The organism is Streptomyces sp. NPDC056738 (genome assembly GCF_042790435.1).
Classification (GTDB): Bacteria; Actinomycetota; Actinomycetes; order Streptomycetales; family Streptomycetaceae; genus Streptomyces.
Genome location: NZ_JBHTZF010000022.1, coordinates 22,036 through 35,111, shown reverse-complemented (window position 1 = coordinate 35,111; position 13,076 = coordinate 22,036). Strand labels below are relative to the sequence as shown.

General features: G+C 72.7%; 8 protein-coding genes. 5 read left to right on the top strand and 3 right to left on the bottom strand.

All coding sequences use genetic code 11. From position 1 onward, the window contains the following. Positions 1-91 precede the first annotated feature (91 nt). Positions 92-1,429, bottom strand: a complete 1,338-nt coding sequence (locus ACFRIC_RS37925) for a 6-phospho-beta-glucosidase (protein WP_382796069.1) — start codon at positions 1,427-1,429, stop codon at positions 92-94. Between the two features lie 201 nt (positions 1,430-1,630). On the opposite strand from ACFRIC_RS37925, the gene ACFRIC_RS37920 reads away from it, so the two are divergent. Continuing rightward, on the top strand, positions 1,631-2,398 hold the full coding sequence (locus tag ACFRIC_RS37920; protein WP_382796067.1) for an IclR family transcriptional regulator: 768 nt from the start codon (positions 1,631-1,633) through the stop codon (positions 2,396-2,398). 82 nt (positions 2,399-2,480) lie between these two features. Here ACFRIC_RS37920 and ACFRIC_RS37915 read toward each other — a convergent pair whose 3' ends face one another. After that, positions 2,481-5,189 (bottom strand): FAD/NAD(P)-binding protein, encoded by a 2,709-nt coding sequence (locus tag ACFRIC_RS37915; protein WP_382796065.1) that lies wholly within the window; start codon positions 5,187-5,189, stop codon positions 2,481-2,483. 304 nt (positions 5,190-5,493) lie between these two features. On the opposite strand from ACFRIC_RS37915, the gene ACFRIC_RS37910 reads away from it, so the two are divergent. Continuing rightward, positions 5,494-6,780 carry an Ig-like domain-containing protein gene (locus tag ACFRIC_RS37910; protein ID WP_382796063.1) on the top strand — a complete coding sequence of 429 codons (1,287 nt, stop codon included), beginning with the start codon at positions 5,494-5,496 and terminating at the stop codon, positions 6,778-6,780. Between the two features lie 239 nt (positions 6,781-7,019). Continuing rightward, positions 7,020-8,423, top strand: coding sequence for a glycoside hydrolase family 16 protein (locus ACFRIC_RS37905; protein ID WP_382796061.1), 1,404 nt, complete (start codon positions 7,020-7,022; stop codon positions 8,421-8,423). A gap of 111 nt (positions 8,424-8,534) precedes the next feature. Here the strand turns inward: ACFRIC_RS37905 and ACFRIC_RS37900 are convergent, their stop codons facing one another. Continuing rightward, a complete protein-coding gene (locus tag ACFRIC_RS37900) occupies positions 8,535-9,443 on the bottom strand; it encodes a helix-turn-helix domain-containing protein (protein WP_382796059.1) in 909 nt (302 codons plus the stop codon). A 146-nt stretch (positions 9,444-9,589) separates the two neighbouring features. Here ACFRIC_RS37900 and tkt point away from each other — a divergent pair, with 146 nt between their 5' ends. Together tkt and tal are read left to right on the top strand one after the other, a co-directional pair. Beyond that, positions 9,590-11,665, top strand: coding sequence for a transketolase (gene tkt, locus ACFRIC_RS37895; protein ID WP_382796057.1), 2,076 nt, complete (start codon positions 9,590-9,592; stop codon positions 11,663-11,665). A 19-nt stretch (positions 11,666-11,684) separates the two neighbouring features. Further along, entirely contained in the window at positions 11,685-12,854 is a 1,170-nt protein-coding gene (gene tal / locus ACFRIC_RS37890) for a transaldolase (RefSeq protein ID WP_382796055.1), read from the top strand. Positions 12,855-13,076 lie beyond the last annotated feature (222 nt).

The window sequence follows — 13,076 nt, the reverse complement described above, 5'->3', positions numbered from 1 at the left end:
CAAGGCGTCGGCAAGTCCGGTGCGCAAAGCGGGTGTCATCGGGAGGGACCGGCCACCACCCGTGTGCGCCGCCTCCGGTGCACGGGCCGCCCTAGGTCAGATAGGCGAGCCCCGGGTGCACGGACGTGTAGCCGTCGACGAGCGCGCGTGCCACGCCGACCGAATCGACGAGCGGGTGCAGGGCGAAGGCCTTGACCGCGGTCGTACGGGATCCCGACTCGGCGGCGGAGAGCACCTCGCGTTCCACCGCCTTGACCGAGCACACCAGTCCGGTGGCGTGCCCGGGCAGCGGGTCGACGGCGACCGGATGCGCCCCGTTGGCGTCCACCAGGCACGGCACCTCGATGACGGCCTCCGCGTCGAGGACGCTCAGGGTGCCGCGGTTGCGGACGTTGAGGATCAGGGTGGTCCGTTCGTCCCGGGCGATCGCGCGCATCAGGGCGAGGGCCACCTTCTCGTAGCCGCCGGAGAGGTCGTCCTCCTCGCGTTCCCCGGCACCGGCGGCGTCCCGGTTCTCCGCCATGTACGTGGCCTCACGCTCGGCCCGGGTGCGTTCCCAGGCCGCCAGAGCCGCCGCGCTCGGCTGCTTCATCTCCTCGTAGAATCCGGCCTGTTGGTCGCGCAGGAACGCGCCGCGCGTCTTGTCGGCCCGCTGGTAGGCGCTGACGGTCTCGCGGTTGAAGTAGTAGTAGTGCAGGTATTCGTTGGGGACGGCGCCCAGGGACCGCAGCCACTGGGGCCCGAAGAGCCGGCCCTCCTCGAAGGAGCCGAGCAGTCCGGGATCGGCGAGCAGGCGCGGGAGTTCGTCCCGGCCGGCGACGCGCAGGCCGCGTACCCAGCCGAGGTGGTTGAGCCCGACGTAGTCGATCCACGCCTCGCGCGGGTTCGCGCCCAGGACCTTGGCGATCCGGCGGCCGAGGCCGACCGGCGAGTCGCAGATGCCGATCACCCGGTCGCCGAGGTGACGGGACATGGCCTCGGTGACCAGTCCGGCCGGGTTGGTGAAGTTGATGACCCAGGCGTCGGGCGCGAGACGGGCCACCCGCCGTGCGATGTCCACGGCGACGGGCACGGTGCGCAGCCCGTACGCGATGCCGCCGGCGCCGACCGTCTCCTGGCCGAGGACTCCCTGGTCGAGGGCGACCCGCTCGTCGGCCGCCCGGCCCTCCAGACCGCCGACCCGGATCGCGGAGAACACGAAGTCCGCGCCGCGCAGGGCCTCGTCGAGGTCGGTCGTGACGGTCACCTCCGGCGCGTCCGGGTGCCCGGCCGCCTGCTCGGCGAGCACGCGGGCCACGGCGGAGAGCCGTCCCGCGTCCAGGTCGTGCAGCACGACCCTGGTGACGCGGCCCTCGGCCCGGTCCCCGAGGAGTGCCCCGTACACGAGCGGGACACGGAATCCGCCGCCGCCCAGAATGGTCAGCCTCACGCAAGTACCACCTTCGCAGTCCGTACGGTGCCACGGGCCTGGCGGCATCCGAGAACGCCGGCCACCCGTTCCACCCCTGTCTTCCGACCAGCAGCCTGCCATCGCGCGCACCTGTTCCCGGGGACCGGCCGCCCCTCGGACGGCTTTCCGCGTCACCGGCCGTTGCCCTCGCGCCCCCGCGGCCTGTTGGATCCAGGCATCATGACCGCCCCGTCCGCCTCCGGCCGCCTCCTCGCCGTGCTCGGCGCCTTCGACCACGAGCACACGGCGCTGTCCCTGACGGACATCAGCCGCCGGGCCGGCCTGAGCCTCACCACGGCCCACCGGCTCGTGAGCGCGCTCGCCGGGTGGGGCGCGCTGGAGCGGGACGTGAACGGCGTCTACCACGTGGGCCTACGCCTGTGGGAGCTCGGGGCGCTCGCTCCACGCGGCCTCGCGCTGCGCCAGAGCGCCCTGCCGTATCTGGAGGACCTGTACGAAGCGACGCACGAGAACGTGCAGTTGGCGGTCCGGGACGGAGCGGAGGTCGTCTACACGGAGTGGATCTCGGGCCGTTCCTCGGTCGGCGTCCGCATCCAGGTCGGCGCCCGCTGGCCGTTGCACGCGACGGGCGTCGGGCTGGCGCTGCTCGCCCACGCGGAGCCCGCCTTCCAGGAGGCCTACTGCGCCGGGCCGATGGCCGCGTACACCCCGTACACGATCACCGATCCGGTCCGGCTGCGCCGCGTGCTGGCCGAAGTACGCCGGACGGGCGTCGCGGTGAGCAGTCGTCAGGTGACCGAGGACGCCCTGTCGGTGGCCGCGCCGGTGCAGGGCTCCGACGGCTCGGTCGTCGCGGCCGTGTCGCTCGTCGTGCCCCGGGCCGAGGCCCGGGTACCGGCGCTGATCCCGGCCGTGCGGCTGGCGGCCCGGGGAATCTCCCGCGCCCTCGGCTGGCTCCCGGCTCCCCCCGCGGAGCCGGACGCCTGACGTGGGCGCGGCCCGCTTGCCCGATGCGCACCTGAAGGCCGGCACCTGACGTGCCCGGGGAGTCGCGCCCCTGGACAGGCTCTCAGTCGGGCAGGGCCGCCAGCAGGCGTCGGTCGCGTGGCGCGTGGCCGCGGTCGAGGCGGGTGTCCAGGAGGCGCCGGGCGGCCTCGCAGCGGCCCGCCGCGACGAGGGCGTACAGCAGCGTCTCCTCGACGACCTCGCGCTGGGCCGCGCTGCCGCCGACCCGGGCGAGCACCGGCAGCAGCGCGTCCAGCCCCCGGGCGGCCTCCTGGAAGCGTTCCTCGACGAGCGCGGCGAGGGCCTCGCACAGCGGGACGACGACCTCCCGCTGCACCGGATCGGCGCCGGCCGCGTGGTCGCGCAGCCGGCGCAGTCCCGCCATGTCGCCGGCGGCGGTGAGCGCGACGGCGGCGTGCAGCGCGGTGAAGGCGGTCGCGGGCCGTTCCACGATCTCGCGGGCGACGCTGTCGAGCACGTCCGCCGCCGGCACGCGGCCACGCCAACTGTCGCTGATCCGGGCGCGCCACAGCAGCGACCCCGAGTCGACCAGGGCGCGGACACCGGTCACCCGTCCGGGGGCGAGCTGGGCGAACCAGCGTCGGCGGACGGCGGCGGGATCGTCCAGGGCCAGTTCGTGCAGGGCGATGTGCCAGGAGAAGTGGGCGCGGTGGACGGCGCCCCGGCCGTGCCCGGACACCCAGGCGTCCAGCCAGTCGCGGCCGAACGCGTGGGCTCCCGACTCGTAGTGGACGTGGGCGAGGGCGTGCACGGCGTGCCCGGAGGCGGGCTCGGCGTCCAGGGCGCGCCCGGCCAGTTCGGCCGCCTCGTCGTGGCGGCCCTGGTCCTGGCGCAGGAAGGCGAGCAGCGAGGCCGGGAACCAGTGGCCGTCGTAGGCGGGCAGAGAGCGCTCGACCAGGTCCGACGCGTAGCTGGTGTCGAGGTCATTGACGCCGGAGAAGGCGATGGTGGGCACGGCCACGGCGAGCGCCAGCGCGTCGGCGGGGTGGGCCGCCAGATGCCCGAGCAGCGCGCGGGTACCGGTGTCCGGGCCGTCGCCGTGCACACGCCTGCTCACGACGTCGACGAAGGAGCGTTCGCGCGCGTCGGCCCGTTCCCGTGCGCAGCGCCGTGCGTCGGCCAGGGCACGCGGTACGTCGACGTCGGCGCCGCACTCGTGGCCGAGGAGGGCGAGGGCGGCGTGCCCGAGCGCGAAGCCGGGGTCGAGGGCGACGGCGCGCGCGAAGGCGTCCTCGGCGCCGGCCCTGACCTTGAGGACACGGTCGAGGCCGGTGCGGTGGGCCGCCGCCGCCTCGGCGTGGGTGGACAGCGGGAGCCCGTGCGCGTCGAGGGGCCGGCGACGTGCGGGGCGGCGCCGGGGGGCCAGGGGCGCGAGCAGCCGCTCGGCCAGTTCGGCGGCCTGGACACGGATCTCGGGGATCGCCGTGGTCTCCCAGAGTTCGCCGCGGCGTGGGGCGCCGAGGGTGAACAGCGCGGGCCCGGTGCCGCCTTCGGCGTCGAGGAGCCGGCCGTCGCGGGTCGCGACACCGAGGCCGAGCGGGCCGGGCACGGCGGCGCCCGTGTCGAACAGCGAGGCCCACAGGGGGTCTTCGGGGCGCGGACCCGGTCCGGTGCAGTCGATCACCCAGCTGGCCGTGATGCGCCGCCCGCCGGAGAGCGTGATCAGCTCGGAGCCGTCCGCCCGGGGGACGGCGTCGGTGATCCGGCCGGTGTGGACGCGCAGGCGGCGGGCCGTGCGGGCGCGGTCCAGCGACTCGGCGGTCGTCGGGGCCATCCGGTGCCGGTGGGTGTTCCAGAGCGTGCCCTCGGCGCGCAGGAAGGCGGCGCGTTCCTCGGGGGTGAGGCTGCGCCACAGGTGCGCGGTGTGCGGGCGCAGGCTGTCGAGGGCGGGGCGCCAGTCGCCGTGGGCGCGCAGGGCGCGGCCGATGTGGCGGTAGACGGTCCGGCGCAGCGTGGGCAGGGTCGGCGCGTCGAGTCCCTCGGGCGGGGCCATCGCGGGTGCCGGGTCGAGGGCGTGCGGCTGGGGCAGCAGTCCGGTGCGGGAGAGGGCGTGGACGGTGCGTCCGGGCCGGTCGAGGCTGAGGGCGAGGTCGACGGCCGTGAGTCCCGTACCCACGAGCAGGACGTCGTCGCTCGTAGCCGCTCCCGCGCGGTCGGCGGGTTCGGCGAGCGGTCCGTCGAGCGCGCCGGGCGTCCAGGGCGAGCCGATGAACCGTGCGGAGGTACGGAGTCGGGGCGGGGCCCAGGCACCGGTCGTGGCGGCCGGTCCGGTGGCGAGGACGACGCCGTCGGCGACGAGGCCGCGTCCGTCGGCCAGCCGCAGCTCCAGTCCGCCGTCCGGTGCGGGGGCGCAGGCCTGCGCCCTGGTGCGCAGCCGGCGCACGGTCACCGTGCCGTGGGCGTGGACGATCGCCTGGGCCAACGTGTCGGCGAGATAGGCGCCGTAGCGGTGGCGGGTGGCGAAGTCGGTGGCCCTGACGGTGGGTTCGCCGTGCCGGCACAGCCAGCGGGTGAAGTGGCCGGGGTCGTCGGGATAGCAGCTCATGCCGCCCGCGGGCACGTTCAGCCGGTGCCGGGGATCGGTGGTGGCGTACGCGGTGCCGCGCCCGGCCTCGGGGGCGGGGTCCACCAGGAAGAGGTCGAGCGGGGTGCGGCGGCGGGTCGCCGTCTCGCAGAGCTGCACGGCGGTGAGCGTGCCGGCGGCGCCCGCTCCGACGACGGCCACGGTGTGCCTCTCACGGGCTGGACTCACTGATACCTCCGGCGTGGTTGTCGCGGATCCGACAAACGAACCTCTCCTTGGCCCTGGTGGGCCGGAGAGGCCGGAATGGGCCCCGGGAACGTGGGTCTCACGTACATCTCGGGGAGCGGACTGGGCGCTTCATACTCTGTTCACAATTCGTGGCGGCCCGGCAACCGTGGATTCAGGCCGTCTCTCCGGTCGTCCTCACCGGAATCTCAGGCTGGGGCAGGCGGATTCAAAGAATCAACCCAGGGAAGTCCCGCAGGATGCACTCGCAGTGTTGGTGAGCGAAAGACGCGAGGAAAGGCGTTCCGTGGGTGTCCCTGAGATAGCGAATCGGCCCGAGTCCGCACCGGGAGACCCGGAGCGGGCCCGACGGCGTCCGGGACGTCCGGCCTGGTCACGGCGCGGGGTCCTCGCGGCCCTCGGGTCCGCCGTCCCGGCCCTCGCGCTGAGCGGGTGCGGCGGTCCGGCGGGTGCCGCCGAGGGGAAGGACACGGAAGCGACCGGGGCCGGGACGACGGCGAAGGCACAGGTGAGGACGCCGACGGTCACCGTCTCCCCCGCCGACGGCACGAGGAAGGCCGGCTTCACCGCTCCGGTGGTGGTCTCCGTGACGGACGGGACGCTGTCGGCGGTCGAGGTGTCGGGCAACGACGGTTCCACTCTGGCCGGATCCTTCGACGAGGACCGTACGCGCTGGACCTCGGCCCGCAATCCGTACTCGGGCACCAAATACACGGTCACCGCGAAAGTGACGGGGGCCGCGGAACACACCTCGACGTTCGTCACGAAGTCCCCGGGCGAGACGTTCGCGGGCTATTTCACGCCCGAGGCGAATTCGACCTCCGGCGTCGGTATGCCCGTGTCGATCAACTTCACCCGGGCCGTGACGGACCGGGCCGCGGTGGAAAAGGCCGTCACGGTGACGGCGGAGCCCGCGGTGGAGGTGGTCGGTCACTGGTTCGGGAACACCCGGCTCGACTTCCGTCCCGCCGAGTACTGGGCGGCCGGGACGAAGATCACGCTGAGCCTGCGGCTGAGGGACGTCGAGGGCGGGGACGGCGTCTACGGCGTCCAGTCCAAGGACGTCGTCTTCCACATCGGCCGCCGCCAGGTGAGCACCGTCGACCTCGCGACGAAGACCATGACCGTCGAGCGGGACGGGGCGACGCTCGCGAGCTACCCGGTGAGCGGCGGCGCCCCGGCGCACACCACGTGGTCCGGGATCATGGTGATCAGCGAGCGGTTCGAGGAGACCCGGATGGAGTCCTCCACGGTCGGGCTCGGCGACGAGTACGACATCGCGGACGTGCCGCACGCCCAGCGCCTGACCACCTCGGGCACCTTCATCCACGGCAACTACTGGGCCGCGCCCTCGGTGTTCGGCAGCAGCAACACCAGCCACGGCTGCGTCGGCCTGCACGACACGAAGGGCGCGAACGACGGTTCCGTGGCGGGCTACCGGTTCTACGAGAGTTCGATGCTCGGTGACGTGGTCGTCGTCCGGAACTCCGGCGAGCGGACCGTCGAAGCGTCGAACGGCCTGAACGGCTGGAACCTGTCATGGGCCGACTGGAAGGCCGGCAGCGCCCTGTGAGGGTCGAGCCCGATGAGCGGACTTCAACTACCCTCCGTGGCACGCTCATCGGGCCTTCTCCCTTCCTTCACGGCGTGAACTCCCTTTCGGCGTAAGGACTTTCTCGGCTTCACCTCTTGACGACCGGAGTGACAGAGAGCACATTGGCCGCGCACCTTTTTTGAGAGCGCTCTCAAGGATCCGTGGGAGCGCTCCCTCCCCACCCGCGCACCCCACACTCCGTACGCGAAGAGGCACCCATGAGTGGAACTTCCCGCACACCAGGACGCGGCTCGGTCCGGCGCGTCCTCATCGCCGTGCTCAGTACCGTGAGCCTGGCGGCGGCCGCCGCGACCGCGGCCACCTTCCCGGCCGACGCGTCGGCGCCCACACCCCCCTCCGGCTGGTCCCAGGTCTTCGTCGACGACTTCACCGGGGCGGCCGGAAGCGGCGTCAACACCGCCAACTGGCAGTACACGACGGGTACGAGCTACCCGGGCGGGCCGGCCAACTTCGGTACCGGCGAGGTCGAGACGATGACCTCCAGCACCAACAACGTGGCCCTGGACGGCAACGGCAACCTGCTGATCACCCCGCGCCGTGACGCCTCGGGCAACTGGACCTCGGGCCGCATCGAGACCAAGCGCACCGACTTCGAGCCCCCCGCCGGGGGCAAGCTGCGCATCGAGTCGCGGCTGCAGATGCCGAACGTGACCGGCGCCGCGGCCAAGGGCTACTGGCCCGCCTTCTGGGCGCTCGGCGCGCCCTATCGCGGCAACTACCAGAACTGGCCCGGGGTCGGCGAGCTGGACATCATGGAGAACGTCCAGGGCCTCAACACCGAGTGGGCCACGATGCACTGCGGCACCAGCCCCGGCGGTCCGTGCAACGAGACCAGCGGCATCGGCAACAACACGCCCTGCGCCGGCACGACCTGCCAGGCGGGCTTCCACACCTACGCGATGGAGTGGGACAGGTCGACGAGCCCCGAGGAGGTCCGCTTCTACCTCGACGGCGTCAACTTCCACACGGTGAAGGCGAACCAGGTCGACGCGACCACGTGGGCGAACGCCACCAACCACGGCTACTTCGTCATCCTGAACGTCGCGATGGGCGGCGGCTTCCCGGGCGCCTTCGGCGGCGGCCCCGACAGCGGCACGGAACCCGGTCACCCGCTCGTCGTCGACTACGTCCAGGTGCTCCAGGCGGCCGGCAGCGGTGGCGGCGGCACCACTCCGCCGCCCACCGGCAACCGTGACGCCTACAGCGCCATCCAGGCCGAGTCCTACGACGGCCAGAGCGGTGTCGTCACCGAGACCACGACGGACAGCGGCGGCGGCCAGGACATCGGCACCATCGCGAACGGCGACTACGCGCTCTACAAGGGCGTCAACTTCGGCTCCTCGGCGGCGACCCAGTTCCACGGCCGGGTCGCGAGCGGCGCGGCCGGCGGGGTCAGCGGCCTGGTCGAGGTGCGCCTCGACAGCCGTACGAGCACACCGGTCGCCAGCTTCGCGCTGGCCAACACCGGTGGCTGGCAGTCCTGGCGGACCGTGCCGGCGAACATGAGCTCCGTGACCGGAACCCATGACGTGTATCTCACCTTCACCAGCGGCCAGCCCGCGGACTTCGTGAACGTCAACTGGTTCGACTTCGGTCACTGACGGGTGAGGTGACGGGGCGGTCACTCGCTCCCCTGCCGGTCACCGGCAGGGGAGGCGACGGGCCGCCCCGTCGCAGGGCCGGGCGGGACGGACGTACGCGGTCCGTCCCGCTCAGCGCAGTTCGGTCCGGAAGGCCACCGGGGTCGCCCCCGTGTGCTGGTGGAAGAACTTGGAGAAGTTGGCCGAGTCGGGGAAGCCGACGGCGGCCCCGATGCGCCCGATCGGCATGTCCGTGTGGGCGAGGAGCCGTTTGGCCTCCAGGACGACCCGCTTGTCGATGAACCCCTTGGGTGTCTGGCCGGTGGCGGCCCGCACGGCGCGCACCAGGGTGCGGCGCGAGTATCCGAGGGCGTCGGCATAGGCGCTGACGCTGTGGTTGACGGCGAAGTCCTTCTCGACCGCGTCCCGGAACCGCGTGAACGTGGTGTCCGTGTGCTCGTGGGTCGCCTCGGCGGAACTCGCCGCGAGGTGGGCCAGACGCAGCAGGAACGCGGTGAGCGAGTGCCGCAGCACCGCCGTGTGCAGACTGAGCGGCAGGGTGGTGGTGTCGACGTACTCGCGCTCCAGTTGGGTCAGCGCGTGTTCCAGCGCGGCCAGCCGGTCCGCGTCCGGGCGCAGCAGCGGGGGCAGGTCGTAGCGGTAGAGGCCGGTCGCCTCGACGGTCGCGCGGGGCAGGAAGCCGGGCTGCATGGTCAGGACGGTGCCGCGGTAGGGGTCGGTGCTGGAGAAGCGGTGCACCTGCCCGGGCCGGATCCACAGGAGGTCGCCCGCGTGGGCCTCGTACTCGGCGAAGTCGACCATGTGCCGTACGGGCCCCTCGTGGAAGAGCATCACGACGTGGAAGTCGATGCGGTGCACGCGTTCCAGCGGGGCGTCGGCGTGCCAGGTGCGTCCGGTTCCCATCGCGCCGACCTGCATGCCCACGCCGGACAGGCTCAGATCGGCCGGAAACGGAAAGGTCCTGATCCCCTCCACGCCGTCCGCATCGCCGGTGCCGCCTTGGGTGGTTCTGTCGTTCATGTCCTTCTCGCGTCGGCTCGCCACGGCTCCATGTGTCCCACTTTCACCGAAGGCTGACACACGGGCACCTTCCCCAGCAAAAGTCTGACTTTTAGGTTTGAAGGCACAGACCATGTTTCAGCGCACCCCGTGAGGACTTCTTGAAGATGAGTACGCAGAGCTCCGACGGCTTCACCTGGACCGAGCTCGACCGCCGCGCCGTCGACACCGCCCGCCTCCTGGCCGCCGACGCCGTGCAGAAGGTCGGCAACGGCCACCCCGGGACCGCGATGAGCCTGGCCCCGGCGGCGTACACGCTCTTCCAGAAGGTGATGCGGCACGACCCGGCCGACCCGGAGTGGACGGGCCGCGACCGCTTCGTCCTCTCCCCCGGCCACACCTCGCTGACCCTCTACACCCAGCTCTTCCTGTCAGGTTATGAACTCGGCCTCGACGATCTGAAGGCGTTCCGCACCCACGGATCCAAGACGCCCGGCCACCCCGAGTACGGGCACACCGCGGGCGTGGAGACCACGACCGGCCCGCTCGGCCAGGGTGCCGCCAACGCCGTGGGCATGGCGATGGCCGCCCGCTACGAGCGCGGCCTCTTCGACCCCGAGGCCCCCGAGGGCGAGTCCCCGTTCGACCACACCATCTGGGCGATCGTCTCCGACGGCGACCTGGAGGAGGGCATCTCGGCGGAGGCCTCCTCGCTCGCCGGCCACCAGAAGCTCGGCAACCTCGTCTTCGTCTACGACGACAACCACATCTCCATCGAGGGCGACACGGCGACCGCCTTCTCCGAGGACGTGCTGGGGCGCTACGAGTCCTACGGCTGGCACGTGCAGCGCGTCGAGCCCTCGCCCGACGGCGACATCGACGTCCACGCGCTGTACACCGCGCTCATGACCGCGCAGGCCGAGACCGGCCGCCCGTCCATCATCGCGATGCGCACGATCATCGCCTGGCCCGCCCCCAACGCGCGGAACACCGAGGCCTCGCACGGCTCGGCGCTGGGCGCCGAGGAGATCGCCGCCACCAAGCGGCTCCTGGGCTTCGACCCGGAGCAGACCTTCCAGGTCGACACCGACGTGCTGGCCCACGCCCGCCAGGCCCTGGACCGGGGCGCCGAGGCGCACGCCGACTGGGACAAGCGGATCGGCGCCTGGCGCACCGAGCGGCCCGAGAACGCGAAGCTCTTCGACCGGATCGTCGCCGGGCAGCTCCCCGACGGCTGGGAGAGCGCGCTGCCGGTGTTCGAGGAGGGCGGCTCCGTGGCCACCCGCGCCGCGTCCGGCACGGTCCTGAAGGCGCTCGGCGGTGTGCTGCCCGAGCTGTGGGGCGGCTCCGCCGACCTCGCCGGCTCGAACAACACCACGATCGACAAGACGTCCTCCTTCCTCCCCGAGGGCAACCCGCTGCCCGAGGCGAACCCGTACGGCCGCACGATCCACTTCGGCATCCGCGAGCACTCCATGGCCGCGGAGATGAACGGCATCGCGCTGCACGGCAACACGCGCATCTACGGCGGCACCTTCCTGGTGTTCTCCGACTACATGCGCAACGCCGTCCGCCTCTCCGCGCTGATGCAGCTGCCGGTGACGTACGTGTGGACGCACGACTCCATCGGCCTCGGCGAGGACGGACCCACCCACCAGCCGGTCGAGCACCTGGCCTCGCTGCGCGCCATCCCCGGCCTGAACGTCGTCCGTCCGGCCGACGCCAACGAGACGGCCGTCGCCTGGGCCGAGATCCTCCGGCGGCACGCCACGAACCCGGCCCCGCACGGACTGGCCCTCACCCGTCAGGGCGTACCGACCCTCCCCGTCAACCCCGACGCCGCGCGCGGCGGTTACGTCCTGCGGGACTCCTCCACCGAGACCCCGGACGTCCTCCTCATCGCGACCGGATCCGAGGTGCAGCTCGCCGTCGCGGCGCGTGAGCTGCTGGAGGCCGAGGGCGTGGGCACCCGTGTGGTGTCGATGCCGTCCGTCGAGTGGTTCGAGGAGCAGAGCCCCGAGTACCGGGCCCGGGTCCTTCCGCCGTCCGTGAAGGCCCGCGTGGCGGTCGAGGCCGGGATCGCCCTGACCTGGTACCGGTACGTCGGTGACGCCGGACGCGTCGTCTCGCTGGAGCACTTCGGCGCCTCGGCCGACGCCGGGACGCTGTTCGCCGAGTTCGGCTTCACCGCCGACAACGTCGCCGCCGCCGCGCGGGAATCCGTCGCCGCCCTGCGCGGTTGATCCGTTCGCACGAAGGAAGATGATCACTGTGACCGAAGCAACCGCGACCGCGGTACCTCTTGAGCGCCTCTCCGGCGAAGGCGTCTCCATCTGGCTCGACGACCTCTCCCGCAAGCGCATCGAGTCCGGCAACCTGGCCGAACTCGTCGCGACGCGACACGTGGTGGGCGTGACCACCAACCCGTCCATCTTCCAGGCCGCCATCGGCTCCGGCGAGGGCTACGAGCAGCAGCTCGCCGACCTCGCCGTGCGCAAGGTGACGGTCGACGAGGCCGTCCGCATGATGACGACCGCGGACGTGCGCGCCGCCGCGGACATCCTGCGCCCGGTGTTCGAGGCGACCGAGGGCCGTGACGGCCGGGTCTCCATCGAGGTCGACCCGCGCCTCGCGCACGACACCGCCGCGACCGTGGCCGAGGCCCGCCAGCTCGCCTGGCTGGTCGACCGCCCGAACGTGATGATCAAGATCCCGGCGACGAAGGCCGGTCTCCCGGCGATCACCGAGGTCATCGGCCTCGGCATCAGCGTCAACGTCACGCTGATCTTCTCGCTGGAGCGCTACCGCGAGGTCGTGGACGCCTACCTCGCCGGCCTGGAGCGGGCGAAGGCCGCGGGCATCGACCTCGCCGGCATCCACTCCGTCGCCTCCTTCTTCGTCTCCCGCGTCGACAGCGAGATCGACAAGCGGCTCACGAAGAACGGCGCGGAGGACGCCCTCGCGCTCAAGGGCAGGGCGGCGCTCGCTAACGCCCGGCTGGCCTACGAGGCGTACGAGAACGTGTTCGGCACCGCCGACGGCACGGCGGAGGGCGACGCCCGCTGGACCGCCCTCGCCGCGCACGGCGCCCGCGCGCAGCGCCCCCTGTGGGCCTCCACCGGCGTCAAGGACCCCGCGTACAAGGACACCCTCTACGTCGACGAGCTGGTCGCGCCGGGCACGGTCAACACCATGCCGGAGGGGACGCTGAACGCCACCGCCGACCACGGCGACATCCAGGGCGACACGGTGACCGGCGGCTACGAGCGCGCCCGGGCCGACCTGGCCGCGATCGAGGCGCTCGGGATCTCCTACGACGAGGTCGTCGGGCAACTGGAGGACGAGGGCGTCGCGAAGTTCGAGGCGGCCTGGGAGGACCTGCTCGAAGCCGTGGCGACATCGCTGCGGGGCAAGGGAGTTGAAGGGGAATGACCAAGGGTGAGGCGCTTTCCGACGGCGACCCGAAGGATGCGGCCGCCGCGCCGCAGGGATCCGGTGACCCGGCCGTGGAACAGGACGGCCTGACGCCGGGAGGCCAGGCCGGGACGCCCGGCGCCCCGGCGGCCGGGGATCTCACCGAAGCCCCCGGCGCTCCGGCGGCCGGCCTCGCCGAAGTCCTCGGCGACCCCGCCTCCGGCGCACTCGCCGCCGCGC

Bases quoted from the DNA above. Each gene is read 5' to 3' on its own strand.
- ACFRIC_RS37900 (WP_382796059.1), bottom strand. From the start codon at position 9,443: ATGAACGACAGAACCACCCAAGGCGGCACCGGCGATGCGGACGGCGTG.
- ACFRIC_RS37905 (WP_382796061.1), top strand. From the start codon at position 7,020: ATGAGTGGAACTTCCCGCACACCAGGACGCGGCTCGGTCCGGCGCGTC.
- tal (WP_382796055.1), top strand. From the start codon at position 11,685: ATGATCACTGTGACCGAAGCAACCGCGACCGCGGTACCTCTTGAGCGC.
- tkt (WP_382796057.1), top strand. From the start codon at position 9,590: ATGAGTACGCAGAGCTCCGACGGCTTCACCTGGACCGAGCTCGACCGC.
- ACFRIC_RS37920 (WP_382796067.1), top strand. From the start codon at position 1,631: ATGACCGCCCCGTCCGCCTCCGGCCGCCTCCTCGCCGTGCTCGGCGCC.